Below are 25740 nucleotides of genomic sequence, written 5' to 3' on the forward strand. Positions count from 1 at the left end.
CAACCGTGCACTCATGACCTGCCCCCGCGTTCGACCACGACGTTCGTGGACTTGATCACCGCGACCGCGACCGAACCCACCTCCAGGCCCAGCTCGTCCACCGCCTCCCGGCTCATCAGCGAGACCACCCGGAACGGCCCGGCCTGGATGTCGACCTGGGCCATCACGGTGTCCTTCGCGACGGCGGTGACGATGCCGCGCAGCCGGTTGCGGGCGGAGGAGAACCCGGTGCCGTCGGCGTCCGGCTCACCGGCCTGCGCGCGGGCGAACGCGGCCAGGTCCTGCCCGGCCACCACCCGGTGCCCCTGCCCGTCGCGGTCGGCGGCGAGCCGGCCGGCGTCCACCCAGCGACGTACGGTGTCGTTGCTGACGCCGAGAAGCTCGGCGGCCTCACTGATCCGGAACGCTGTCACACCCACACCATAGCGGGCGCAGGTGCGATGCGAAACCGGCGATTACCCTCGCACCCGCGTCCTGTACGACGGCGACCGGCCGAATCTGCTGGACAGCCAAGCCTGGATGGGTTCAGGTGTGCTGGTCGGGGTTGGCCCAGTAGAAGGCCTCGGGGTCGTAGACCGCCGGGGTCGGGTGGGTCCAGGCGTTCACCCAGCCGCCGGCGGCGAGGCTCTCCCGGGCCGGCACGTTGCGCAGGTCCTTGTGCACGACGGTCACCTGGGGCGCGTCGGCCACGCAGCCCATCAGGAACGGCCCGTCCTCGATGTGCACCTTGTAGATCTCCCACAGGAGCCGGACCTGGTTCATCCGGTCGGTCTCGACCCGGCCCTTGCGGTACAGCTTCCACAGCCGGTCGATCGGGGTGTCCGGCTCGGCCAGCAGCCAGGGTGGTTGCCGCTTCCACGGATCCTCGCCCGCCTGCGCCTTCAGCTTGCCCGGATCCGCTGTCTGCAGGGCGAAACCCTGCGCATGCAGTGGTGCCCAGTGCGCGGGTGGGACCGGTACCACAGGGGCCGGATAGATCAGCGGGGTGTCACTGACCTCCCAGGTGGTGTACGACATCAGCCGTCCCGCGTCCCACCGCTCCCCGAACGTCGTGGGAGGGACGGGGTTCAGCTCGGTGTCGACACCGACGGCGCGCCAGTTCTTCTTGATCACGTCGTTCTTGACGATGTTGGTCCGGTCGGTGTCCGCGGGATAGTCCAGGGTGATCCGCAGCCGGGAGCCGTCGGGCAACTCCCGCTTGCCGTCGCCGTCCCGGTCGACGACGCCGAGCTCGTCCAGCATCGACTTCGCCTTCTCCGGGTCGTACGTCAGATAGGAGTCACGCCAGCGTGCGTAGGTCTTCCGCCCGGTGTCGTCGACGAGGTACTCGTACGCCGTCGGGTGGGTCGTGCCGGTGGTCTTCTCGCCGGTGTTGAAGTAGACGGACTTGCGTACCTCCTCCCGGTCGTAGGCGTGGGACAGCGCCTGCCGGAACGCGGGCTTGCGGATCAGCGTGCGCAGCTTCTCGTCGGGATGGTCGTAGTTGAAGAAGAACAACGTGCCGGTGCCCGAACCGGAGTTCCACAGGTGGACCTGCATCCCGCTGCGCTTCGACGACTGCTTCAGCGACGACACGTCCGGCAGGCCGATGCCCACGAACGGCCCGTGACAGTAGTCGACCTTTCCCTCCGTCACCTGCAGCTTGCGCACCTGCGGGTCGACCACGGTGGTGAACGTGAGCGTGTCCAGGTAGGGAAGCTGGCAGCCGTCGGGCGCGACGGCCCAGTAGTAGGGGTTGCGTTCGAACGTCACCGCGCGGCCCTCGCGGTAGGTCGCGAGCCGCCACCCGGTCATCGTCGGGCAGTCCGGGTTGGTGGCCCAGTTGGCCTTGTCGTCGTGGGTGTTGAACCACGCCTTGCCGGTGATCGCCTTGTTGTACTTCGGGTGGAACCGCGAGACGTAATGCCTGGGCTGCATCCAGGTGGCACCGTTGCCACGGTTCACCCACGCGGCAAGGCGTTCGGGCAGGACGGGTGCGGGCGCGTCGAAGGTGAGCACCAGCGTGTGGTCATCGGGCGCGGTGAACTTCGCCAGCGTGTCCGTGCCCGACCGCACGTCGTCCGGCGGCACCTCCGGGTGCTCCTTGTTCAGCACCAGGTCCTGCCACCAGTACATGATGTCGGCGGTCGTCCACGGCTCGCCGTCGGACCAGCGCATGCCCCTGCGGAAGTGCAGGGTCCACTCGGTGGAATCGGCGTTCGGCTCCCAGCTGTGCACCAGACCCGGGCCGATGTCGAGCCCGTCGTTGAGCCACCGCAGCAGCGAGTGGCCGTACATGAACTCCTTGTTCGACCCGTCCTCGGTGCTGGTGCCGATCATCAGCAGGCCACCGCCGTACTTCCCCGGCGACAACCACCGGTGGGGTACTACGTAGGGCTGCTCGGGAAGGCGTTTCGCCAGCGGTGGCAGGTCGCCGGCCCGCACCCGCTTCGCCAGCGCCGGGGCCTCCTTCAGCGTGCCCGGAACCTTCGGCGGCTTTGTCAACGAGCCCTTACCTGCCGCCGCCGGGGTCTTCCCGGCCGCCTTGTCGCCGGCTCCGCCCGAGCCGCCGCCCTCCCCCGCCGACGAGCAGGCGGAGAGGGTGGCGGCGACCGCCGTGACGGCGGACAGGCGCAGGACGTCCCGGCGACTGGGTGCACTTGTCGATGCCAACGTCGTGTCCTCCCGTACCCCCCGCACAGCCCGTTGTCAGCTCACACTCAACCGGCGCGGAAGCGTTCGGCCAGCCGGGTCGTACGCGCGGCGAGGTCGGAGATGCGCGACCCGTCGAAGCCGAACAGCGCACTGCGCAACCGGTCCTCCAGCGGATCGACCCAGTGCGCCGGGATCGCGGCGGCACCCACCAGGGCGCCGGCCACGGACCCCGCGGTCGCTCCGTTGGAGTCGGTGTCCCAGCCGCCGAGCACGGTCAGCGCGATCGTCCGGGTGAAGTCGCCGTCGCCCCACAGCAGCCCGGCGGCGACCACGGCGGCGTTGTTGATCGTGTGCACCCAGCCGTAGTGGCCGTACCGCTGCCCGATCTCGGCGCGTGCGGCCTCCCAGGTCAGCCCGCGGGCGTGCAGGTCCAGCACGTCGCGCAACGCCTCGGCCAGCCGGGACTCCGGCGGCACCACGCCGCACGACACCTCCAGCGCCTCCCGGGCCGAGCCCGCGGTGAACGCGGCGGCCACCACCGCCGCCGCCCACATCTCGCCGTACACACCGTTCGCGACGTGGGACAGCACGGCGTCCTGGTAGGCGAGCCGGGCCGCCGACGCGGGGTCACCGGGGAACACGTAGCCGAACGCGTCGCCGCGGATCTGCGCGCCGATCCACTCGCGGTACGGGTTGCGGTAGACGGCCGTCGTCGGTGCGCGCAGGCCGATCGCCAGGTTGCGGTAGGCCACGCGTTCGGCGGTGTAGGTCTGGTGCAGCGGCAGCAGCAGGCGCCACGCGTCCGCCACGTGGTGCGGTGTGAGATCGATGCCATGTTGTTCGAGAAGGTGCAGCCCGAGCACCGTGTAGTCCACGTCGTCGTCGCGTGAGCTGCCGTGCACGTTCCCGCGCGTGGTCTGGGAGGCGTTCGGCAGGATCCGGTATCCCTCGGGCACCGGATCCATCAGCGGGATGTAGTCCTCCAGCGGCCACGCGTTGGCGAGCTCGAGGTAGGAGCGCAGGTGCTCGGGCGTCCAGTGGTCACCGGACTCGACCGGCTTACCCAGCATGTTTCCGGCGACCCGTCCCAGCCACGCGCCGTGGATGCGGTTGGCGAGGTCGTCACCGGTGGGCGGCGCGGACGGCTTCGGCTGAGTGAGCGTCGCGGTCAGCTCGTCCCAGTCGGTGGGCTCGACGTAGGACCACCCGGCGCGGTCGCCGGTGGCCTCCTTCTTCGCCAGGTCGTCCAGCAGCGCGCCGAGTTCGGCCGCGCTGCCGTCGGCGAGTTCGGCCAGCCGGCGCTCCTCCTCGCCCACGTCGAACCCGGTCTCGCGGAGTTGGCGGAGCTCCCACTCGGCGAGGTCGCGCAGGTCGATCGCGTCGTGCATCGCTGGCCTCCTGGAATTGCTGGGTCGCGGACGGACGCCGCGCGTCCACGTAACCCCGGCCCGTGAGGAGCGGTCAAGGAGAACGGGTCCGGCCGCCGAATACGGCCAGACTCCTCCGGGCAGCTTCCCGGGGCCCCCCGGTCAGCCGAGCAGCGTCGCACGGTTGGCCAGGATGTACGCGATGTCCTCGCGGTAGCCGTCGGTGTGCCGCTCGTCGCGGTGCCGGTCGTACGCGGGATTGCCGGCCCGCACCTCGCGTTCGATCGTGGCGGCGATCGACCCCAGCCGGACGACCAGCAGGTCCAGCAGCTGGGCGGGCGGGATGTCTCCGCCGTACGCCGCCGCGAACGTCCGCAGCCGCGCCGCCTGGTCCGGCACCGGACCCCATCCGAACGCGCGCGCGGAGCGTGGGGCGGACAGCGGTACGAAGCGGTGCGCGGCGTAGCAGAGATCCCAGGCCCGCGACGACGGGCCGGCGAAGTCCCAGTCGATGACGGCGGCGACCTCGGCGCCTCGATAGACGATGTTGTACGGCCCCAGGTCGTTGTGGCCGATGCAGTCGATCTCGGTGGGAACGCTGGTACGAACCTGCCAGGAACCCTCGTCGGGCGGGACGAATCCGTCCGTCGCCTCGTGCATCGCGCGGACTGCCAACGCGACGTTGACAAGCGCCTCGTCGGAGCGCTGGACGTCGTTCAGTGGATAGGTGCCGCCAGCACCCTCGACGAAGCGGAGGGTCTCGGCCCGGCCGTCCTCGCTGATCGCGACCGGCGTGGGCACCTGGGCGAACCCGGCCTGCCGCAGGTGGCGCAGCAGGGCGTGCACCTTGCGCGTCCAGGGTCCGGCGCGCCGCTCGACGACCTCGCCCCTACGGACGGGGGCGGAGTGGAACCCGCCGGGCAGGATCTCGTTCACGATCGCCGACCCTACTGGCGGCCGCGGCAACGGCCGCACCCGCCGCGAATGCCACCACCACCAGCCACGCGACCCTCGGCTGTGTGGCGGTGGCGACCAGCCCGATCGCGGCCACGCCGACCGCGGCGCCGAGCTGGGCGGCGGTGTTGAGCACCCCGGCCGCGGTTCCCTTCAGGTGTACGTCGACGGTGGTGCCCATGTCGTTCGCGGCCACCGAGGTGATCCCGATCCCCAGACCGCCGGCCGCGGCGGCGAGACCGATCCCGGCCACCTGCGGCCAGACGGCGTACACAAGCGTGCCCGCGGCGATGATCCCGAGGCCGGCACCCATGCTGCGACTCCAGCCGAGCATCGCGACCAGGCGGGGTGCGAGCGCCGAGCCGACCACGGCGAGAATGCTGAACGACACCAGCAACATGGCCGCACGCAGCGGTGTCAATCCCAGCTTGTCCTGCAGATACAACGTGGCCACGATCACCGACGAACTCGTCGTCGCGGTGGCAAAGAACGACCCGAACGCACCCCAGCGCAGTCCGCGAGTGCGCCAGGCCGCACGCTCCACCAGGGGATGGCGGGACCGGCGTTCGAGCATCACGAAACCCCCGGTTGCCAAGAGGCCCAGGGCGGTCACCACGGTGCCGAGCACGCGCCACGTGTCCTCACCGAGCATCGTCGTACCGGCCACGACTCCCATCGCTCCCCCGATGAGCAGCAGTGACGACCGCCAGCCGACGCGTACTCCCGAGGCGTCGGCGTGGTCGCGTGGGATCGTTCCCATAATGGCGGCGGCCAGTACGGCGGCGAGCACGATGTCCAGCCAGAACACCGCCCGCCAGGACACGATCTCGGTCAGCACCCCGCCGACGAAGAACCCCGACGCCCCGGCGGTGGCACCGGCCGCACTCCACCCGGCGACCGCGCGCCGGCGTACCGGCCCCTCGGGCACGACCGTCGTCAGCAGCCTCAGCGCGCACGGAACCGACGCGGCGGCCGCGGCGCCCTGCAACGCCCGCGCCGAGGCGAGCATCCACACCGACTCCGCCAGCGCGCCCAGAACGGACGCGACGGCGAACAACGCGAGCGCCCCGAGGACCACCCGGCGGTGGCCGAGGCGGTCACCGACCCGCGAGGCCACCATCAGCAGGCCGCCGAAGAACATCGCGTACGCCGTGACGACGAGGGTGCCCGCCGCGGCCGTCCCACCGAGGTCGGCCAGCATCCGTGGCAGCGCCGTCACCACGACCGTCACACCGAGCACGTCGACGAACTGCACCCCGCACAGGACCACGACGGCCGCAGCGGACCCGGTCTCCTCGCCGCGGCTCTGGACCCGGGTGTTACCGGCTAAATCAGTCACACTGGAAACATGCCAGGTGCACGTCCGGCTCGCAACTGGTAAAACTGACTTTGATGGAAACACCTACGACCCAGCTGTCCCGCCCGAGGGAGCTGCCGATCATCGGCGGCCACCTCGCGCTGGACTTCGCCAACACCGTCGACGACCCGCTCGGGCCGGAGCGGCACGACCACGCCGCGACCTACGACGACCTGGTGGCGTGGTCGACCAGGGTCGAGACGATCAGCGACACCCAGGCCGGCCGACTGCGCCGGCTGGCGCGGCGCGAGACCGGCTACGCCGCGCGAACCGTCGAGCGCGCACACGACCTCCGCGACACCCTCAACGACCTGTTCGGCCGCATCGCCGAGGACGGGCCCGGCGCCACGCGGACCGCGAAGGACTGGACCCGGCTACGCCCGTTCGTCACCGAAGCGATGGCGGCAGCCACCCTGGCCGACCACGACCACGACCACGACCACGACCGCGGCCGCGGCCGCTCCGGCCCGCGCCCCGCGTCACCCCTGCTGCGATGGGCGTGGCCGGCGTCGGACGACCTGGCTGTGATCCTGCACCCGGTCGCGGTCGCCGCGGCCGACCTGCTGGTGGGCGACGAACTGCACCGGGTCTCGCGTTGTGCGCGCTGCCCCTGGCTGTTCCTGGACACCTCGAAGAACCACAGCCGCCGCTGGTGCGACATGAACGACTGCGGCAAGGCGCAGAAGATCGAGCGTTACGTCGCCCGCCGCGCCGCACGCCGCACAGCCGGTGGTGCGAAGGTCAGGCCAGGCTGAAGGGTCAACTGCGGCGGGGGACGGCGGGGCCGAACGGGTTCTCCACGCGCGGTCCGTCGATGACCGGCCCGTCGTCGCCGAACTTCAACCAGGACAACCAGACGAGCCGACCGGAGGGCTGACCGTCGGGCTCCCAGGCGTGGTAGACGTACCACCAGTGCGGCCCGACCTTGATCGGCATGCCATGCCCGGGCCCGGACGCCACGTCGTTGCCCGACAGGATCGGCCCGTTGCCCTGCTTGGTCCAGGGTCCGGTGACCTTCGGAGCCGTTGCCCAGCAGACGCCGTAGCTGTCGTTCCAGTACTCACCCGTGGAGTAGAAGCAGTAGTAGGCGCCCTGGTACACGATCACCGAAGCGCCCTCGATCGTGTACTTCTCGTACGGCTGGTCCATGCCGATGATCCGCTGCGGCTCGCCCTGGAGCTCCAGGCCGCCGTCGGTCAGCCTCTGCAGGTAGATGTACGACGGGAGGCCGACCGCGTTGCCGTCGTTCTTCCACAACAGCCACAGCGATCCGTCGGTGTCGCGGAACGGCGACGCGTCGATGCTGCCGCCCTCGTCGGCCTGGCCGACCAGCGGCGCGGAGCGGTGGTCGACGAACGGACCGGCGGGTGAGTCCGAAACCGACACCGACACCGCCTGCTGTCCGTTGTCGGCCCGGCGGGCGGTGTAGTAGGAGTGGTAACGATCCCCTACCCGCATCACTTCCGGCGCCCAGTGCCGGCCGGACACCGACCAACTCGCGATCACCGGCATCCCGTTGCCGACCTCTGTCCAGTCGACCAGGTCGGGCGAGGTCAGCACCGGCATCGCGCCCATCCTGCCGGCGGTGGAGTACAGGTAGAAGGCGCCGTCGGCGAACAGCACCGCCGGGTCGGGATGGTTCGTCGGCTCGACGGGGTTCTGGTATCCGCGAGACTCCGCGTTGGCGGTGTCACCCATGAAGACTGCCGCGGCGGCACCGCCGGAGACCGCCAGCAGGGCGCGTCGGCTCAGCCGGCCGGTGAACGGGGACGAGGGATCCTGCGGCATGCCTTCTCCTTTGAAAGGGACGCTGAACGTCCGAGCCGTACGAGTGGCGCCGAGCAAACGATCATCACGAAGCTAGGTGATCGTTCATCCGCGCGCAACCTCCCTGGCCGGGACCGTCCCCTCGACCACGTGTCGTTCTCCCGCGTGGGCATCGACCGTGACGCGCCTGCCACGGGCACGTACGACGACCTTCCTGTGCAGCGACTAACCCGGCCTCCCAAAGAAGCGGCGATGCCCCCGACCTCCGGAGAGGTCAGGGGCGTCGCCGTGAGTTGCCGCGACTTCGCGCGGTCGCAGTAGCGGGTCAGGCCGTCGCGGGCACGCGCTCCCGCTCCGGCTGCGGCTCGTCCGGCTCGTTGACCAGGTCGACGCGCTCGGAGTTGTAGATCGCCTCGTCCAGGATGCCTTCCCGCTTGGCCACCAGGGTCGGCACCAGCGCCTGTCCGGCGACGTTGGTCGCGGTCCGCATCATGTCCAGGATCGGGTCGATGGCGATGAGCAGGCCGACGCCTTCGAGGGGCAGGCCGAGCGTCGACAGCGTGAGCGTCAGCATCACGATCGCGCCGGTGAGCCCGGCGGTGGCGGCGGAGCCGAACACCGAGACGAACGCGATCAGGAGGTACTCCTTGATGCCCAGCGGCACACCGAAGATCTGCGCCACCGTGATGGCCGCGAGCGCGGGGTAGATCGCCGCGCAGCCGTCCATCTTGGTGGTCGCGCCGAACGGCACCGCGAACGACGCGTACGACTCGGGCACGCCGAGGTTGCGGATGGCGACCTGGCGGGTCAGTGGCATCGTTCCCACAGACGACCGGGACACGAAGGCCAGCTGGATCGCGGGCCATGCGCCGGAGAAGAACTTCAGCGGCGAAAGCCCGTGTGCCCGGGCGAGGATCGCGTACACGCCGAACAGCACCAGTGCGCAACCGACGTACACGTCGACGGTGAACACCGCCAGCGGGGCGAGGAGGTTCCAGCCGTACGTCGCGATCGCCTTGCCGATCAGGCCGAGCGTGCCGAGCGGCGCGAGGCGGATGATCCACCACAGCACCTTCTGCACGATCTCCAGAGCCGAACGGTTGAACGCCAGGAACGGCTCGGCCTTGTCGCCCACCTTCAGCGCGGCGATGCCGATGGCGGCCGCGACCACGACCAGCTGCAGGACGTTGAAGTCCAGCGACGTGGTGGTTCCGCCGTCACCGGTCTCGGTGCTCGCGGTGAGGCCGAAGATGTTGGCCGGGACCAGGCCGCTCAGGAAGTCCAGCCAGGTGCCGCTTCCGCCCTTGTAGGACGCTCCTGCCGGGGTCAGCCCGCTGTTGGCGCCGGGGTTGGTGATCAGGCCGATCGTCATCCCGATGACCACCGCGATGAGGGAGGTGATCATGAACCACAGCAGGGTCTGCCCGGCCAGCCGGGCGGCGTTGCGGACCTCGCGGAGGTTGGCGATGCTCGCGACGATCGCGGTGAAGATCAGGGGTACGACGGTGATCTTCAGCAACTGCACGAAGATCGAACCGATCTGGGTCAGGGTCTCCGCGAGCCAGTTGACCTGGAACCCGCGGGCGATGCCGCCGAGGATCAGGCCGAGCGCCAGGCCGAGCAGGACCTGCGCCCAGAAGGGTACGGAGATGCGCCGTCTGGGCGCGCGGGTTTCGGTGGCCGAGTCGACCATGGTGCGGAGCCTCCGGAAGTAAAGGCGGAAAGAGATGGCGGGATCGCGGGCAGGCGCGTACTACAGCGCTGGGCAGTACCGACACGCACAGCTGGCCTGCCGTCGCAGATCGACGTGCAGGCGCCGCCAGAAGTACCGTCCGGTCATCGGCGGGTGCAACACCGGCGGCTCGCGGCCGTATTCCGGAAGCGGCACCCGAATGTCCGACTCCGGCCAGTCGCCATCTCGTCACACCCGCCGGTCGGTGGGGCCGAGTGCGTCGGTGAGCATGCGGTACGCCTGGTGCCGGGCGGCGGGCGGGAAGGTGTGCGGGCCGTCGAAAACCCAGGGGACGAACGAACTTTCCGCCCCGTACGCCGCGTACACCTCGCGCACCCCGTCCAGCCATCGCGCCTCCTCGAGGTCGGGGAAGATCGCGTCCCGCGTGCCGGCCACGACCATCAGCGGCCTGGGCGCCACCAGCGCCAGCCAGTGGTGGAAGTCCAGCGGGGTCTGCTCGACGGCCGGGGCGTAGAGGCCGAGCCGCGGGATCAGTGCGGTCTGGCTCCACCAGCGGTGTGGCGACGGATCCCGCCGGAGCAAGTTCAGTCCGCAGCTGACGACACCGGCCGCGATCCGCGGCTCGGCCAGCATGGCGAACAACGTCCCGTACGCGCCGTGGGAGTGACCGATGCAGCCGATCCTGCTCGCGTCCGCCTGCGGCAGCAGGTGGAGCAGGTCGACCGCCCGGGACACGTCGAAGGCCATCTTCGCCATCACCGAGCCGTCGGGGTGGGCGGCGAAGAACTCCGCGGCCGACCGGTAGCGCGCGTTGGCGTGGCCGGCCTGGCGTTCCCCGAACGCGATCGCGTCCGGCGCGAGGACGACGAATCCCCGGGCGGCGAGTTCGGCGGCGTACTGCACGTGGCTCACGTCGCCGGTCGTCTCCAGGCCGACCACCTCCGCCTTGCCGGACGCCGTGGTCTGGTGCAGGGCGATGACGGCGGGCCGGGGCGCGGCCGCATCCGACGGCGTGAGCAGCCAGGCGTAGCCCCACTCCTCGTCGGTCAGCGAGTAGCGCAGCCTGCGCATCGCGTACGCGTGACCTGGCGCCGGCGGCGAGACCACGAACTCGTCGCCAAGGTGCTCCCACACCATGGTTGCGGGCGGGACGTCGGTCACCGAGCCCAGCATCTGCGCGGACACGGCCTGCCAGCCGGACCGCGCCCGCTCCCACCGCTCGAGCCGCTCCTCCGGTGCGCAGTCGGGCAGCAGCGGCAGCGGATCGGCAGCGCCGGACTGCTCACTGACCACCGGCTCCCAGGACTGGCGCGCCTTCCAGGCCGCGAAGTCCCAGCCTCCGTCCGGCCAGTACCACAGGTACGACATCAGCCCGTTGCCCGCTTCGCGTGCGGCCGCATCAGTGGTCGTCCAGGTTTCAGTGGTCGTCGGGGTTCTTGTACGCCATCTGCTCCATCGCGCTGGTCGCCATGAACTGCAACCGGTAGCTCAGCACCGCGTCGCTGAGCACGTTCACCAGGTCGGAGCTGACCACGACCGGGGCGAACGGCGCGGTGACCGTACCGATCATGAAGACGTTCTCGTCGTGCGTCCTGAGGATCTGCCGGCCGATCGTGAGCCGCTTCTGGTCGTCGACCTCCCCGGCCATCTGGTCGTAGAGCCGTTGCAGGCGGCGGATGTGCGGCGGCGGCTCCACTCCGCTCTTGCCGCCGGTCTCGTACCACTCGCCGTAGGCCGGCGCCCAGTAGGACGCTCTCGACGTGGGCACATACCAGACCGGGTCCACGTCCCACAGCAGACCGGCGACGGTGTAGCCGGGGATGTCGAGCAGGTTGCCGGTGGCGCGTTCGGACCACAGGGGCCCGTTGACGGTCTGGAAGTTGGTCCGCACCCCGACCTTCTGCCAGTTGGCCTTGACGATCTCGTACGCGTCCGAGGCGTCGGCCGTCCCGCCGTACTCGAAGGTGAACGTGGTGATGGAAAGCTCCAGCGGCTCACCGTCGGGTCGCAGCCGGAATCCGTCGCCGCCCCGCTTCGTCAACCCGGCCTTGTCGAGGTAGGCGTTGGCCTTGCCGACGTCGTACGCGGTGAAGCGGTTGCCGGAACCCTTGATGTAGTAGTCGTCCTGCGGCACCGCGCACGGCTGCCGCGTCCCGCCCGCACCCGCGTAGAGGATCTTGTTCATCTCGTCGCGGTTGAGCGCGTGGGACAGCCCGGCACGGAAGTTGACGTTCTGCATCAGCCCGCGCAGCACCGGGTCCTTGTCGCTCTGGTTCATGTACATCGCGATCCACGGCGCGTCGCTGGCCCACCGCAGCAGCCGGAAGCCGTTCTTCTTCGCGGAGTCGGCGAGCACCGGCAGGTCGCGCACGTTGAGCGTCTCGAACTGGATGTCCAGTTCACCGCCGATCGCCCGCAGCGCAATGGTTTCCGGACTCAGCTCGGCCTGGGTGATGGTGTCGACGTAGGGCAGCTGGCGGCCCTTGGTGTCGACCTTCCAGTAGTACGGGTTGCGTTCGGCGACGAAGCGGTTGTCGCTGGCGGTGAGCGCGTGGGTGAGCTTCCACGGCCCCATCGCCGGCCGGTCGGGATTGTCACCCGGCGACGCCTTCGCGGCGAACAGGTCCACCCACGTCTTCAGCCCGGCCGCCTTCACCAGCTTGTCGACCTGGGCCTTCGGTGTGTGGTCGACGTGGAACTGGCTGAGGTAGTGCTTCGGTGTCAGCAGACTGCCCTGGAACGCACCCCGGAACGCCATCTGGCGAAGGAGAAGTCCGTGCGGTCCGTCGAAGGCGAACTTCACCGTGTGGTCGTCGACCTTGGAGATCACGCCCGGTTTGCCGTTGATGGTGAGCCAGGTCGGGAAGACGGGCGTGAGTTCCTTGTTGGACAGGATCGACTCGTAGAAGAAGACGAGGTCGTCGGCGGTGAACGGATGACCGTCGGACCACTTCGCGCCCTCGCGGAGGTGGAACGTGTAGACCCTGCCGTTCTCGGTGATGTCCCACGACTCGGCCAGGCCGGGCACGACGTCGGTCGAGCCGGGAGCCCACTCGACCAGGCCCTCCCGCGCGATGATGAGGAAGTGCGCACCGGACTGCACCGTGGTGGCCATCCGGATCGTGCCGCCGTAGTTGCCGAGTTGCTCCAGCGGCTTGACGACCGCCGGCTTCTTCGGCAGGCGCTGCGCGAGCGGAGGCAGCTTGCCCTGCTTGACCTTCGCCGCCAGCGAAGGCGCCTCCTTGGCGCTGCTGCCCGAACCCGCCGCGCCCTTCGAGCCGCTCGGCTTCTTGCCCGTCGGGTCGGTGGACAGCAGGTCGCACCCGGACAGCAGCCAGCTTCCCAGGGCGGTGCCGCCGCCCCACTTCAGCAGGGTTCTGCGTTCGGGTCCGCCCGCGCGTGCTGCTGTCATGTCCGATCGACTCCTTCGCCCGTCACTGGCAGGGTCCCCCCGGCGAACCGATGATCAGTGTCAGCCGGACCGGCATATCGGTCAAGACCATAAGTAGCGAAGTGGCCCGACTCGGACGCGAACCCGCGGGCAGTATCCGCGGTCGACCGTGCGTGCTGGTGGTGTGGGACAACGGCCCGCGGCCCGTCGCCGCGCGTCAGCGAGTGCGGGCCTTCGCGGGATAGGGTCGGACCTTCGTGGTCGGACGTCCCCGGCCACGCCCTGTCCCACGTGTCGCGGCGGAGGCCCAGCAATGACCGAAAGCCACGAGCGCGCGGACCGACGTCGGCTGGCCCGGCGGATCGACCGGCTGTCGGCGGAGATCTCCCGACGGCTCGAGCTCGCCGGAGTGACCCACCAGATCGTCGTACGCCCCGCGCCGGCGTTTCCCGACCGGACCGACGTCCTGGTCGAGCTCGCCACCGGCAGCGGGGTCGCCGTCATGTGCGCGGTACGGGACGAGAGGACCCTGGTCCTCGCCGACTCCGGGGAGGAGTACGACCTTCCGTGGCGCGCCCTTCCGGCGTACGTCCGGGACCTGGTGCTCTTCCACCGCCCGCCCCGGCAGAAGCGGCGCGCTTGACCCTCCCGTAGGAGGAGGCACCAAGGTCGGGTCATGAACGACGGCATGCTCTACACGATCGGCGAACTGGCGCGGCTGACCGGGCTCACGGTCAAGGCCATCCGGTTCTACGCGGATCGCGGGATCGTGCCGCCGACCGACCGTAGCCCTGCCGGCTACCGCCGATACGACGCCGACGCCCTCGCGCGACTGGAACTCGTCCGGACCCTGCGCGCCCTCGGGCTGGACCTGCACACGATCCGCAGAGTCGTGGAGCAGGAGGTCTCGCTTCGAGAGATCGCCGCGGCCCACGCCGACGCGCTCGCCGCGCAGATCCGGTTGCTGCGCCTGCGGCAGGCGGTGCTGACGACGGTGGCCAGGCGGGGCTCCACTCCGGAGGAGACGAATCTCATGCACAGGTTGGCCGAACTCACCGAGGACGAACGCCGGCGACTGATCGAGGAGTTCCTCGACTCCACCTTCGGCGGCCTGGGCACCGGGCACGAGTTCGGGGCGGCCATGGGCACGATGACTCCGCGCCTGCCCGAGGACCCCGAGCCCGCGCAGGTCGAGGCGTGGGTGGAGCTGGCGGAGCAGACGAGCGACGCGGCGTTCCGGGCCGGGCTGCGCCTGCTGGCCGAGCACCATGCGGCCGAGCGGTCGCGGAACGCCGACGCCGGCGTACGACCGGACCTCGGTGCGGTGATTCAGGAGCTCGTGGGTGCCGCCGTGCGTACCGGCATCGATCCCACCTCGCCGCAGGCAGCGCCGGTGGTCGCGGAGGTGGTCGAGCGGTGGGCACGCGCTTTCGGTATCGACGACGCCGACGGGACCGGCGGGACCGACGTTCGCGGTGAGCTGCTGCGCTGGCTGGAGGCGGTGAACGATCCGCGTCGCGAGCGGTACCTCCAGCTACTCGCCACGATCAACGGATGGTCCGCGCCGGACAGTCTCGCGCCGGTGTTCGGCTGGCTCGACCAGGCACTGCGCGCGCCGACGACGGCCACGTCCACGCGGACCTGACCGAGGGTCGGCGCGGATGAACCTGAACGATGTCCGGCGCTGACGGCCTCGACTACTGTGCGGGCAGGAGCGCGACACCCACCTGGTATCGGGACCACCTGTGGGGTTCGCCGGGAGACGGGAGCATTCCTGATGCTGACCGCACACGAGCAGAACGCGATCGACCGGGCCAACGCGTCCGGCGCGAAGCCCGTCGTCTTCGTCCACGGCCTGTGGCTGCTGCCCAGCAGCTGGGACCGGTGGAAGGCACTGTTCGAGGAGAACGGCTACGTCGGCCTCGCCCCGGGCTGGCCCGACGACCCGGAGACCGTACAGGAAGCCCGCCGCAGTCCCGAGGTGTTCGCCCGCAAGACGGTTCAGCAGGTCACCGACCACTACCTGGAAGCCATCGCGAAGCTCGACCGCAGGCCTGCCGTCGTCGGCCACTCCTTCGGCGGGCTGATCACGATGAAGATCGCCGGAGTGGGCGCCGCCGACGGCGCGGTCGCGATCGACAGCGCGCCGTTCCGCGGCGTCCTGCCGCTGCCGAGGGAGTCGCTCAAGTCGGCCTCCCCCGTGCTGCGCGATCCTCGCAACCGCAGGAAAGCCGTCAGTCTCACCTTCGAGCAGTTTCGGTTCGGCTGGGCCAACCACGTCGACGAGGACGAGGCCCGGCGGCTGTACGACGAGTATCACGTGCCTGCCCCGGGTACTCCGTTGTTCCAGGCCGCGACCGCCAACCTCAATCCGTTCACCGAGGCGAAGGTCGACTCCAGAAATCCGGCCCGCGGCCCGCTGCTGATCATCGCCGGAGTGGGCGACAACACCACGCCGCCGGCGATTCAGAAGGCCATCCTCAAGCTGCAGAACAGGAATCCCGGCACCACCGAATACGCCGAACTACCCGAACGCGGCCACTCCCTGGTGATCGACCACGGCTGGGAAGAGGTCGCCCAGGTGGCGTTGTCGTTCCTCACGAAGGTCGCGACGTAGGTCTCGAAGCCCGCGCGCCTGGCGGTTAGGTTCTCTGTCAACCCGCGGTTGGCAGTCGTCCCGACTCGAGCATGCCGACGAGGCTGTCCCGGATCCACCGGAAGAACCACCCGTCGAAGGCGCGCTCGCCGTCACGCTTGTACCAGGTGGACAGCCGATGCGCGGCGCTGAGAACGCAGGCCAGGTAGAGCCGGCGAGGATGGTCGTCAGGGAGCGCGCGCACCTCGGCGTACCCCTGCTCCACAAGGCGGAGGAGCTGTGCCGCCGGTGGGAACTCCTCGACGTTCAGGCAGATCGTCGCGAAGTCGAAGGCGTAGTCGGTGCCCCGGATCTCCCCGAAGTCGATCAGCCCCGTATAGGTGCCGTCCTGCTCGAAGATGTGACCGGCGTCGAAGTCTCCGTGCGCCACCGATCCGACTCCCCCGGCGGGCCCGGACTCGACAGCTTCCTGCAGCAACCGTTCGACGGTACGCACCTGGCCGGCGGACAGCCCGACCCCGGTGAGCGGCGCGGCGACTGCCGGCGGGTCGACGTACTCGGCGTACGTGCGATGCTCTCCACGTAGCGGCCAGCCGGGCTGGTCGTGCTCGCGGCGAACCCAGCCGAAACCGTGCACCGGAACGCCGTGGATCCGGGCCAGGTCGCGGCCCGCCGCCCGGCCGATCTCCGCCAAGGTCGAGCTGTCACCGGAGGCGCTCAGCGGCGAACCGGGCACCTCCGTGGTCACCATGACCGAGCGGGCCAGCGACTGGTCGAACGGCTCGTAGTGCACCACCGCGGGGACCCGTACCCCGGCCGCTAGGAGGGCGCGATGGAGTTCGGCCTCCGGCGCAAGGCTGGCTTGCTCCTCCTCCGCGATCCGCGCATAGAAGGTCTCCGCACCCCGGTCGATCCGGTAGACCTGGGTGGAGGATCCGGTCGGCGTACGCCGGCAGCTGAGCTCCTGCTGCGATCCGAAGATCCCGACCAGCAACGCGTTCAGCGCTCGAAGGTCCACATCCGGCTTACGCATCACACCTCGTCCCGAAGCCTCAGCGGAGAACGGCTCAGCGCTTCGCGGCCGCGGATCCCCTTCTCCGACAGGAAGGTGACGAGCGCCGCCTGCCCGGTCGACAGCGCGTCGTCGGTGAACTCGACCAACCGAGGCTCCTCGGATCCCGTGGTCACGCGGCCCGCTCCAGGTGCCACACGATCAGGGCCGGGGTGTCGCGGGCCGCCGCTCGCGCCGCCTCGGGGCAGTAGCGCTGCGCGTCCGAACCACCGTGCCCGCCCGGAACGTCTCCCCACCGGGGTTCGTGACAGGCGCGGACCGTGAAACCGGACGCGAGTGCGGCCGTGAGGTAGTCCGACGGCAGGAACCGGCTGGCGGGCATCGCCAGCACTCCGTCCGGTCCGGCGACCGCCGCAACTCCGCCGAGGTAGAGCGACAGCCAGTGGATGTCGGACAGGACCACCTGGCCGCCGGGCCGCACGACCCGTGCGAACTCCTCCAGCGCCGGCTCCAACCGCGGCTGGTGGGTCAGCGCCAACGAGCAGACGACGGAGTCGAAACTCCCGTCGGGGAAAGGCACGTCGTCAAGGTCGGCTTGCCGGAAGTCGCCGGCCGGGATCTTCGCCCGGGCACGCGCGAGCATTTCCGGCGAGGAGTCGACCCCGACCACCTCGTGGCCGAGCTCGGCAAGGTACTGCGAATGCCGCCCGGTCCCGCAGGCGGCGTCCAGCACTCGGCCGACCTTCAGCGCGTCCAGCAACGGACGCACCACCGGCTCCTCCCGCGCGATCAGCGGGTTGTCGCCGTCGTCGTAGGAGTGGACCCACTCGGCGTAGCCGTCGCGGGTGCCGATCTCACCGACCGTCCCGCCGGGCCGCGCAGACAGGTCCGGGTCGGCGAGGATCTCGCGGATCTCGTCAAGGCGCGCCTGCACGAACCCGGTGTCCGGCCCCAGGTCGTCACCGGCCTGGGCGCGCAGGAGAGCGATGCCTTCCAGGCCCAGCAGCCATCCGAGTACGTGTGTGTAGTGAGGCACCCGCACACCCTAGGTGGAACGCCGTGGCCGGTCGATCAGTTTTGTTGTGAGCGTTGGCTTCTACCCCGGCGCTCGGCGAAGCGCTGCGTCGATCGCCTTGCGCAGTTCGGCATCGCTCGCCCCGAGGTGGCGGGCCTGCGCGACTGCGGCCGACGCCACCTCTTGCAGCCGAGCCCGCCGACCCGCTCCGGACAGCTCCGAGCGCCGAGCGGTGACCGTCGTACCGGCGGCGCGGCGCGACCGGACCAGCCCCGCCTTCTCCAGTTCGCGATACGTACGGGCGACGGTGCCGGTGGCCAGTGCCAGGTCCGCGGCGAGCTGGCGCACCGGTGGCAGCCGAGTCCCGTCGGCGAGTGTGCCGGCCTCGATCAGGGTGGCCAGCTGACGGCGTAGTTGTTCGTACGGCGGTGTGGGATCGTTCCCATCCACGCGTAGCTCGACGGTCATCCGTGCGCACGCTCCGGCTCGGCGGCCAGGGAACGGCCGGACGGCTTCGCACCCGCACTCGCGCCGGGAAGCAGGAGCACGACCAGGCACCACACCAGGCACACCAGCGCGGCCAGGCCGGCCAGGAGCAGGACCCAGCCCGCGACCTGCAGTGCGACCGGACCGCGGTCCGGCCCCAGGCCTGCCAGCCGGACACCCGACAGCAGTGCAGTACCCGCGAGGCTGCCGGTGAACGCGACACCCACCGCTGCGAGTGCGGACTCGACCGAACGCCTGCGGACCACGTCGTCGACCGCGACGATCTCCGGCGAGGCACCGTTGCGCGGCCGTCGTACCGTCACACCGACCGCGATCCCGGCGAGCAGGAGCACCCCCAGCAACGCGGCAGCCATCGGGACCGAGTAGTACGAACCCGGCCAGGGACTCAGCGTCCCGAAATCGCACCCCTCGACGCAGTTGTAGGTCAGCGCACGGCCGGCCCGGCCGAGATCATCAGGCACCGCCACCACTCCTGCCCAGCCGAGGAACACCGCCAGCACCACACCCACAGTGGCGGCGAGCCGCACCAGCCCCGGGGCCAGGAGGTCGCGCACCCGCCGGACTTCCAGACCGGCCGTCCCCGGCGTGCGAGCGTCGTCGCGGGCAGCGAGGTCGGCGGCCAGCACCCCGACGATCAGAACAGCGGCGAACGCAGCGGGGGCGAGAGCAAACCCGCGGCCCAGCCCACCCGTCGAGGCCGTCACCACCGCGGCGGTCGCACCGGCCACCAAGGCCAGCAGGCGTCCGACCAACGTGGAGCGGCGAAGGCGTGCGAGTCCCGGATGTGCCGCCTCGTCGACAGCTACCAGCGCCCGGCGGCGCGGCACCACCCACCAGACCACGGCCAGACAGGCCACCAACGCCAGCAGCGGAAGGGCGAATACGAAACCACCGGCCACGGCAGCTCTCCTTGTGTCAACGACCTGATACAAGCGGAGCATAACCCTCACCGAGGCACTTGTGTCAACTGACTGATACAAGAGGAAACCGGTTTGTCCGGTGTCGGTGGCAGCAGGCAGGATCAGCGCATGACGACTACACGGGACGACACACCCCCTGCCCTCGACGAGCGCTCGGTGCTGCTGACCATGCTCGACTACACCCGCAAGACCGCGATCGCGAAAGCCGAGGGCCTCTCCGACGCCGACGCCGCGAAGGCGCCGCTGCCGACCTCGCCACTGATGACGGTCTCCGGGGTGATCAGTCACCTGCGCTGGGTGGAGTACTCCTGGATCCAGTGCCGACTGCTCGGCCACGAGGACGAGGGACCCTGGACCGACGAGGACCCCGACCGGGAGTTCCACTACCGGCTCACCATGCCGCTGGCCGAGGTGATCGCCGACTACGAGGCGATGGCCCGCGAGCACGACGCGCTGATCGCCGGCTGGGACCTCGACATGGTGGCCGCCCAGAAGTTCCGCGACGGGCGGGAGTTCAACCTGCGCTGGATCCTGAACCACCTGGTCGAGGAGAACGCCCGCCACAACGGGCACATCGACATCATCCGCGAGCTCGTCGACGGGACGACCGGCGACTGAAGATCATTACGGCACGCGGAACGCCCGCCAGTAGCCACCGGGTGTCGTACCCACCTGGTCGCGGAACCGGCGGCGCAGGTTGACCGCCGAGGTGAGGCCGACGCGGGTGGCGATCGTCTCCACCGGCAGGTCGGTCTCCTCCAGCAGTGCGCGTACCACCCGCTGGGACAGCAGCCACGCTCCCGGGCTGGTGCCGAGCCGGTCGGCGAACCGCCGCGCCAGGGTGCGCGGCGAGACGCTGAGGTGCGCGGCCAGCCGCGCGAGCAGCGCGCCGCGTACGCCGCGCCGTGGTCCCGGCGTACGAGATGAAGACACAGGTCGACGCCCGCACCCGCACCGGCGCTGGTGGCGACGTCACCGTGGTCGACGTAGAGCACGTCCGGCTGCACCTGGATCCGCGGGAACTCCCGCGCCAGCCGGCGTTCGCCCAGTGCGTGGTGGCCGAGCGGCCGTCCAGCAGCCCGGTGCGCGCCAGCGCGAACACTCCCGTGCAGATCGTGGCCAGCCGCGCCCCACGGGCGTGTGCTGCCAGCAGTGCCGAGCGCACGGGGTCCGACAGCGGCTCCTCCACCGGCTTACACCCCGGGATGATCGCGGTGTCCGCGGATTCGAGCGCCGACAGGTCGTGCTCGACGTACATCGCGTAGCCCGCCGACGTTGGCACCGTCCCGGGCGTCTGCGTGCACACCCCGAACTCGTAGTGCCTCGGCACCCCGGGCCGCGCCGTGCCACGCCCGCACCGGAGATTCCTTAGGTCGTCGCAAACCCTCGGCGCCTCGGGAGGTTCAACGACGGTTCTGGTGCCGAATTGCGAAAGGGGTGGTCGAGTGCGGATGCGGCCATTGCATGCGTCGTGTCGGTGTCGTTTGCATGACGGAGGTTTCGCAAAGGCGGCGCCATGCTCCCGATCAGCGTTACCAGCCGTCAGGTAGGTGCCTGCATTCGCAGAACGCGAGGAGGTCGCGTTACTGATGGCGGCGGGCCCGGAGTTCGCCAATCGCCACGCAGCCCGGTCGAAGCCGGTCGACGATCTCTCGGGAGCTACGCAGCAACGCCGCTACCCGTAGAAGGCGCCTGGGCTATCGGACATCAGTCGCTCAATGCCACTCCGAGCACGCTCGGCCGGCCACCCGGAGGACACGAGGCCGCGTTCACCCCAGGTGGGACATGACAGGTCAGGCCACTCATTCACACCAGGGGCAGGCGGTATACGGGATGGACATATTCGGAAAGCGTTGGCGTGTCGGTCCGCAGTGTCCGATCCGATGGCGCTCAGAACGAATCGCCACGACCGCACGAATGAGAAGCTCGTAGAGGCCGGCGCGCCCTTCGCGCCGCGCCATTCTGGTTGGATGCTCTGATTACACGTCGCCCCGAATCCAATATTCTTCGTCTTAATCCTCAGCCAAGCCTGCGAGTAAGACTTCGGGTGTCCGGGTACTCCCCCACAGGGCAAGACCGAAGAGTTTCTCTTTTGGTGAAATCAAATCAGCAGCAGACATCGGGACGAGATTACGGTTTCCAGCCTGGCTGGACGTCGCATGGATCCGGACGACCGACCTCTCCGCCGACGTCTGCGTCAAACCAATCAGGGGGGAAAATGCGCAAGATACGCATTCGCCATGCGGCTGTGGCCGGCGTTCTCGGTCTGGCTGCCGCAGCGGTGCCGGTGGTGGCCAACGCAGACACGACGACGGACGTGTCATGCGACAGCGCCGCGCTGATAGACGCCATCAACAATGCCGCGCCAGGTGACACGCTCAATCTGGCCGCCGGGTGCAACTACATATTGAACGACTCCACGGGGGCCCTTCCGGAGATCAGCGTGCCGCTGACCATTCACGGGTTCGGTAGCACGATACAGCGTGATCCGAGCGCGAGTCCCTTCCGTCTCTTCACCGTCAACAGCACCTTCAACCTCGATCGAGTGACACTCGCGGGAGGCGACGCAAGCGCCTCTCCAGGGGGGTTTGGAGGGGCGGTCGCGGTATTCAGTGGTACAACCAACCTGACCAGAGTGACCATCCAGAACAACAGGGGCAACTTCTCCGGCGGGCTCGGCGGGGTTTCCGGCACCATCGTCACCGTTTCGCGTAGCCGTATTCAGAACAACTTCGCCCTGGTAAACGGCGGGGGTGCTGCAAACGACGGCACGATGAGTCTCACGGACACCGTTGTCACCGACAACCATGCCGGCCAGAAGGGCGGAGGTCTGGCCAACGACGGGAGGCTCACGGTCACTCGAACCACGGTCAACAGCAACGTGGCCGACAACGTCGGCGGCGGGATCGCCAACCTCAGCCCCGGAACGGTGTCGCTCATCCAGAGCGTGGTGAACAACAACACCTCCAACAATGCACCCGGGGGAATCGACAACGAGGCCGGCGCCGGCGCGGTCACGTTGAGCAACTCCGTCGTCCGGGGCAACACACCCACGAACTGCTCGCCCACGCCAGTCAGCGGATGCACGGACAGGCAGTCGATCGTCCCTCCGACAACATGTTCGCCGGGGGCGTCTGGTCCAGGCAGGGAGGCGACCGGGTGGACAGGTCAACCATCCCCGCACAAGGTATCCCCGCACAAGGTATCCCCGCACAAGGGGAAGGTCGGTAGCGACAAACCCGGGCGGACGATGATGTCATCCACTTCTGGAACCACGCCGCATCATGGCGCAGCCTCCGGCCATGATCGACGACACGTGGAGTCGTCCCAGGCCGAGTCAACTCGGTCAGCAGAGCGCTAGCCAGCAGGCCGCACGCGGACCTCCTGGCAGGTGTGGGCACCCATCAACCTCACATCTGCCGGGAGGTCCTCATGCTGTCCGGTCCCGCACTTTCACCTGCAGCCGTAGCCGCTGTCCATGGGACCAGGGTTCGCGTTCGGCGAGGGCCTGGTCTACAGCCGGACGCGCTACCGCTTCTGACCGGGCAAACCCAGGGTGGGAACCGCTCCCCTCACCGGCCGACGAACGCGACGACCTCCTCCAGAGCCGGGTCGTAGCCGTCGGTGGTGTCCACCGTGATCGTCGGCACCGGCAGGGACAGTCGTACGAACGACTCGTAGTGCGTCCTCGCCTCCTCCAGCGTCTGCGGCCCCTGCGCGTCCGCGTGCGCGCGGCGGGTCGGGGTCTCGGCGAACCGGCGAAGGTTCCTGGCGTGGGCGGCCTCGATGTCGGCCGTGCACTGCACGATGCGGATGTCCGCGATCTCCTGCAGGGGCTCCAGCCCGCGCTTCCAGTTCCAGTCCTGGAAGGCCGCCTCCGCGACCAGGGTGACGCCGGACTTCAACAGGAGTTCGAGAACCTCGAAGAACAGCGGGAAGGTCCGCTGGGTCAGTGGATCTCCAACCGTGGCCCCGTCGAACTCGGGGTGGGCGTGCACCATGCCCTCCTTGATCTCGTCCCGGCAGATCGCCGGGCAGCCGACCGACCGCGCGACCGCGTGCGCGAGGGTCGTCTTCCCGAAACCGGCGGGACCGCTGATCACGATGAGGATGGGAGTGCCCGCGTACTCAAGCTCGTCCATGGCCCCTGAGTCTGGTGCAGCGGATGCGCAAAGATAAGTCTTGTGTTGACCCCCGCGCGCATGCGAGAAATATGGGGGGAGATCAGGTCCGCGTCCGCGGGCCCAGGCGAAAGGATCATCCGGTGGCAGCTCCGGTGACGGAGGCGGCGATCGAGAAGGTTCGCCAACTCATCATCGGCGGCGAACTCGGACCGGGCTCCCGCCTTCCTCCCGAGGGGACCCTGGCCGAGCGGCTCGGCGTCTCCCGCAGCAGTACGCGGGAGGCGGTGCGCGCGCTGGTCACCGCCAGGGTTCTCGACGTACGCCGCGGTGACGGCACCTACGTCACGAGTCTGCGACCGCAACTTCTCCTTGACGGCATCGGGTTCGCGGTCGAGCTGATGCGGGACGACTCCGCACTGGAGCTCATCGAGGTCCGGCGCGTGCTCGAGCCCGCGGTCACCGCGCTGGCGGCGGACCGGGCCACCGCCAACCAGCTGCAGCAGATCGGCGACAGCCTGGGCCGGATGCGCCAGGCCAACGGCCACGAGGAGTTCGTACGTTTCGACGCGGAGTTCCACGACCTGGTGGGCGAGGCGTCCGGCAACGAGACGCTGGCGTCGATGGTGCGGGGAGTGTCCAGCCGGTCACTGCGCGCCAGAGTGTGGCGCGACATCCTCGAGGCCGACGCCTCCGAGCGCACCATGGCCGAACACGAACGCATCTACGCCGCACTCCAGGTCCGGGACAGCGCGTCCGCACAGGCCGCGGCCCTGCTGCACGTCCGCTCGACCGAGATCTGGCTGCGCCAGGTGCTCGACGCGAACCGCGCGCAGACCTCTTGACAGACTCCCCGGCGCCGTTACGGTTACGAAACATCCGATCTTTCCGGCCGTAGGTAGGAGCGCCGTTCCGCGATGTCCACCGACAGCACCGCCGCGCCCTTCGCGGCCACCTTCGACTCCCTCCGTCAGTTCGAGTGCCCGGACTGGTTCCGTGACGCCAAGCTCGGCATCTGGTCGCACTGGGGCGCCCAGTCGGTCCCGATGTACGGCGACTGGTACGCGCGGAACATGTACATCGAGTGCCACGACCAGTACCGCCACCACCTGCGGACGTACGGCCACCCGTCCAAGGTCGGCTACAAGGACATCGTGGCGCGGTGGAAGGCGGAGAACTTCGACCCCGAGGGCCTGATGGACCTCTACGCCGCGGCGGGCGCGAAGTACTTCGTCGGCCAGGCCACCCACCATGACAACTTCTTCAACTACGACTCGCGAATCCACCGGTGGAACTCGGTGCGGATGGGCCCGAAGAAGGACATCACCAAGCTGTGGAAGGACGCCGCGGACGCACGGGGCCTGAAGTTCGGGCTCACCGAACACCATGGTGCGGCGTTCTCGTGGTCCAACACCAACAAGGGCGCGGACAAGGCCGGCCCGTACGCCGGAGTGCCCTACGACGGCAACGACCCGGCGTACGAGGAGCTCTACCTGCCCAACCGCGAGCACTACGACCCGGCCCGCGCCGGCGAGCTCGACATCGCCAACTGGTACACGGGAAACAAGAAGTGGCACCAGCACTGGCTGGAAGTGATGAAGGAGATCATCGACCTCTACCAGCCGGAGCTGCTGTACTCCGACGGGCCGGTGCCGTTCGGCGAGAAGAACGGCTACGACATCGGCCTGGAGGCGATCTCCTATCTCTACAACGCAAGTGCTGCCCGCAACGGTGGAGTAAACCAGGCGGTCTACAACCAGAAGGACCGCCGCCAGGAGATCTACTCCGTCGGCGTCATGGACATCGAGCGCAGCCAGGAACCCGACATCAAACCCGAGCCCTGGCAGACCGACACCTCGGTGGGCGACTGGTTCTACAACGTCCGCGACGTCTACAAGACCGCGGGCCACGTGGTCGAGCTGCTGGTGGACATCGTGTCCAAGAACGGCAACCTGCTGCTGAACATCCCGCAGCGGCCCGACGGCACCCTCGACGACGAGTGCACGTACCTCCTCACGTCCATGGGGCGCTGGATCGACGTGTGCGGTGAGGGCATCTACGGCACCCGGCCGTTCCGGGTGTCCGGCGAAGGCGGCAGCGCGGTCCGGATCGAGGGCTTCCGCGAGGACGCGGTGGAGTGGGCGAGCACCGACCTCCGCTTCACCCGTAAGGGAAACACGCTCTACGCGTTCCAGATGCGGTGGCCGGAGGACGGCCGTACGGTGATCCACAGTCTCCGTCCGGACGACCGGGCCCGCTCGGTGCGGCTGCTCGGCGGCGGAGAGGTGCCGTTCGAGCAGGCCGGCGGCGTGCTGGTGGCGCAGCTTCCCGAACACCGGCCGGTGGACGAGGTGAACTGCCTCGCCATCGACTTTGAGCACCTGGCTCAGTAGGACCACGTAGGCC

The 25740-nt window shown here is 69.4% G+C and carries 25 protein-coding genes and 2 pseudogenes; 9 read left to right on the forward strand and 18 right to left on the reverse strand.

All coding sequences use genetic code 11. The features are described 5' to 3' along the window. Positions 1-11: 11 nt before the first annotated feature. The 5 genes from FHR37_RS19045 to FHR37_RS19065 form a co-directional block, all read right to left on the reverse strand. Positions 12-413: a TOBE domain-containing protein gene (locus FHR37_RS19045; protein ID WP_092881771.1), complete on the reverse strand. Its 402-nt coding sequence runs from the start codon at positions 411-413 to the stop codon at positions 12-14. Positions 414-525: 112 nt separating this feature from the next. Next, positions 526-2652, reverse strand: a complete 2127-nt coding sequence (locus FHR37_RS19050) for an ABC transporter substrate-binding protein (protein ID WP_092881769.1) — start codon at positions 2650-2652, stop codon at positions 526-528. Positions 2653-2699: 47 nt separating this feature from the next. Continuing rightward, entirely contained in the window at positions 2700-4022 is a 1323-nt protein-coding gene (locus FHR37_RS19055; RefSeq protein ID WP_092880965.1) for an ADP-ribosylglycohydrolase family protein, read from the reverse strand. Between the two features lie 141 nt (positions 4023-4163). Then, positions 4164-4937: a phosphotransferase gene (locus tag FHR37_RS19060; RefSeq protein ID WP_092880963.1), complete on the reverse strand. Its 774-nt coding sequence runs from the start codon at positions 4935-4937 to the stop codon at positions 4164-4166. After that, positions 4891-6294 carry an MFS transporter gene (locus FHR37_RS19065; protein WP_175542331.1) on the reverse strand — a complete coding sequence of 468 codons (1404 nt, stop codon included), beginning with the start codon at positions 6292-6294 and terminating at the stop codon, positions 4891-4893. Before FHR37_RS19065 ends, FHR37_RS19060 begins: the two co-directional genes overlap by 47 nt. A gap of 53 nt (positions 6295-6347) precedes the next feature. Between FHR37_RS19065 and FHR37_RS31820 the strand changes: the two genes are divergently transcribed. After that, the gene (locus tag FHR37_RS31820; protein WP_092880959.1) at positions 6348-7067 is read left to right on the forward strand and encodes a CGNR zinc finger domain-containing protein; all 720 of its coding nucleotides are present in this window, start codon (positions 6348-6350) and stop codon (positions 7065-7067) included. 4 nt (positions 7068-7071) lie between these two features. On the opposite strand, the gene FHR37_RS19075 is transcribed toward FHR37_RS31820, so the two are convergent. The 5 genes from FHR37_RS19075 to FHR37_RS19090 form a co-directional block, all read right to left on the reverse strand. Next, positions 7072-8100 (reverse strand): glycoside hydrolase family 43 protein, encoded by a 1029-nt coding sequence (locus FHR37_RS19075; protein WP_092880957.1) that lies wholly within the window; start codon positions 8098-8100, stop codon positions 7072-7074. Between the two features lie 304 nt (positions 8101-8404). After that, positions 8405-9772 carry a dicarboxylate/amino acid:cation symporter gene (locus FHR37_RS19080; RefSeq protein ID WP_092880955.1) on the reverse strand — a complete coding sequence of 456 codons (1368 nt, stop codon included), beginning with the start codon at positions 9770-9772 and terminating at the stop codon, positions 8405-8407. A gap of 60 nt (positions 9773-9832) precedes the next feature. Continuing rightward, the gene (locus tag FHR37_RS33475) at positions 9833-9919 is read right to left on the reverse strand and encodes a putative leader peptide (protein ID WP_378079817.1); all 87 of its coding nucleotides are present in this window, start codon (positions 9917-9919) and stop codon (positions 9833-9835) included. Positions 9920-10000: 81 nt separating this feature from the next. Next, a complete protein-coding gene (locus FHR37_RS19085) occupies positions 10001-11140 on the reverse strand; it encodes an alpha/beta hydrolase family protein (protein WP_092880953.1) in 1140 nt (379 codons plus the stop codon). Between the two features lie 49 nt (positions 11141-11189). Next, on the reverse strand, positions 11190-13184 hold the full coding sequence (locus FHR37_RS19090; RefSeq protein WP_092880951.1) for an ABC transporter substrate-binding protein: 1995 nt from the start codon (positions 13182-13184) through the stop codon (positions 11190-11192). 292 nt (positions 13185-13476) lie between these two features. On the opposite strand from FHR37_RS19090, the gene FHR37_RS19095 reads away from it, so the two are divergent. The 3 genes from FHR37_RS19095 to FHR37_RS19105 all read left to right on the forward strand — a co-directional run bounded on the left by FHR37_RS19095 (position 13477) and on the right by FHR37_RS19105 (position 15780). Continuing rightward, positions 13477-13806, forward strand: a complete 330-nt coding sequence (locus tag FHR37_RS19095; RefSeq protein ID WP_092880949.1) for a hypothetical protein — start codon at positions 13477-13479, stop codon at positions 13804-13806. Between the two features lie 33 nt (positions 13807-13839). Further along, positions 13840-14808: a MerR family transcriptional regulator gene (locus FHR37_RS19100; RefSeq protein ID WP_092880947.1), complete on the forward strand. Its 969-nt coding sequence runs from the start codon at positions 13840-13842 to the stop codon at positions 14806-14808. A 132-nt stretch (positions 14809-14940) separates the two neighbouring features. Further along, positions 14941-15780 carry an alpha/beta hydrolase gene (locus FHR37_RS19105; protein ID WP_092880945.1) on the forward strand — a complete coding sequence of 280 codons (840 nt, stop codon included), beginning with the start codon at positions 14941-14943 and terminating at the stop codon, positions 15778-15780. Between the two features lie 37 nt (positions 15781-15817). Here FHR37_RS19105 and FHR37_RS19110 read toward each other — a convergent pair whose 3' ends face one another. From FHR37_RS19110 to FHR37_RS19130, 5 genes are read right to left on the reverse strand one after another with little or no spacing between them, the layout of a single operon-like run. Further along, positions 15818-16792, reverse strand: coding sequence for a phosphotransferase family protein (locus FHR37_RS19110; protein ID WP_092880943.1), 975 nt, complete (start codon positions 16790-16792; stop codon positions 15818-15820). Beyond that, entirely contained in the window at positions 16792-16920 is a 129-nt protein-coding gene (locus FHR37_RS32595; RefSeq protein WP_269091002.1) for a hypothetical protein, read from the reverse strand. Before FHR37_RS32595 ends, FHR37_RS19110 begins: the two co-directional genes overlap by 1 nt. A gap of 23 nt (positions 16921-16943) precedes the next feature. Continuing rightward, positions 16944-17807, reverse strand: coding sequence for a class I SAM-dependent methyltransferase (locus FHR37_RS19120; RefSeq protein WP_092881767.1), 864 nt, complete (start codon positions 17805-17807; stop codon positions 16944-16946). A gap of 60 nt (positions 17808-17867) precedes the next feature. Then, positions 17868-18254 carry a GntR family transcriptional regulator gene (locus FHR37_RS19125; protein ID WP_092880941.1) on the reverse strand — a complete coding sequence of 129 codons (387 nt, stop codon included), beginning with the start codon at positions 18252-18254 and terminating at the stop codon, positions 17868-17870. After that, the gene (locus tag FHR37_RS19130) at positions 18251-19192 is read right to left on the reverse strand and encodes a hypothetical protein (protein ID WP_092880939.1); all 942 of its coding nucleotides are present in this window, start codon (positions 19190-19192) and stop codon (positions 18251-18253) included. The genes FHR37_RS19125 and FHR37_RS19130 overlap by 4 nt, the downstream gene beginning before the upstream one ends. Before the next feature lie 129 nt (positions 19193-19321). Here FHR37_RS19130 and FHR37_RS19135 point away from each other — a divergent pair, with 129 nt between their 5' ends. Further along, positions 19322-19831: a DinB family protein gene (locus FHR37_RS19135; protein ID WP_092880937.1), complete on the forward strand. Its 510-nt coding sequence runs from the start codon at positions 19322-19324 to the stop codon at positions 19829-19831. A gap of 6 nt (positions 19832-19837) precedes the next feature. On the opposite strand, the gene FHR37_RS30975 is transcribed toward FHR37_RS19135, so the two are convergent. Both FHR37_RS30975 and FHR37_RS33480 read right to left on the reverse strand, forming a co-directional pair. Further along, positions 19838-20146 (reverse strand): helix-turn-helix domain-containing protein, encoded by a 309-nt coding sequence (locus tag FHR37_RS30975; RefSeq protein WP_202884541.1) that lies wholly within the window; start codon positions 20144-20146, stop codon positions 19838-19840. Between the two features lie 169 nt (positions 20147-20315). Next, positions 20316-20471, reverse strand: a pseudogene (locus FHR37_RS33480) (AraC family transcriptional regulator); the annotation flags it as partial. Between the two features lie 281 nt (positions 20472-20752). Here FHR37_RS33480 and FHR37_RS33485 point away from each other — a divergent pair. Both FHR37_RS33485 and FHR37_RS19145 read left to right on the forward strand, forming a co-directional pair. Beyond that, positions 20753-20944 (forward strand): annotated as a pseudogene (locus tag FHR37_RS33485) (IS30 family transposase); the annotation flags it as partial. Positions 20945-21431: 487 nt separating this feature from the next. Beyond that, complete coding sequence (locus tag FHR37_RS19145) at positions 21432-22574, forward strand: right-handed parallel beta-helix repeat-containing protein (RefSeq protein ID WP_139238811.1); 1143 nt, start codon at positions 21432-21434, stop codon at positions 22572-22574. A 211-nt stretch (positions 22575-22785) separates the two neighbouring features. On the opposite strand, the gene FHR37_RS19150 is transcribed toward FHR37_RS19145, so the two are convergent. Beyond that, the gene (locus tag FHR37_RS19150) at positions 22786-23355 is read right to left on the reverse strand and encodes an AAA family ATPase (RefSeq protein WP_092880933.1); all 570 of its coding nucleotides are present in this window, start codon (positions 23353-23355) and stop codon (positions 22786-22788) included. A gap of 122 nt (positions 23356-23477) precedes the next feature. Here FHR37_RS19150 and FHR37_RS19155 point away from each other — a divergent pair, with 122 nt between their 5' ends. Further along, positions 23478-24179: a FadR/GntR family transcriptional regulator gene (locus FHR37_RS19155; protein ID WP_237768561.1), complete on the forward strand. Its 702-nt coding sequence runs from the start codon at positions 23478-23480 to the stop codon at positions 24177-24179. 72 nt (positions 24180-24251) lie between these two features. Beyond that, positions 24252-25727: an alpha-L-fucosidase gene (locus tag FHR37_RS19160; RefSeq protein ID WP_092880929.1), complete on the forward strand. Its 1476-nt coding sequence runs from the start codon at positions 24252-24254 to the stop codon at positions 25725-25727. The last annotated feature ends 13 nt before the right edge of the window (positions 25728-25740 follow it).

Origin of the sequence: Actinopolymorpha cephalotaxi, from assembly GCF_013408535.1 — a bacterium.
Classification (GTDB): Bacteria; Actinomycetota; Actinomycetes; order Propionibacteriales; family Actinopolymorphaceae; genus Actinopolymorpha; species Actinopolymorpha cephalotaxi.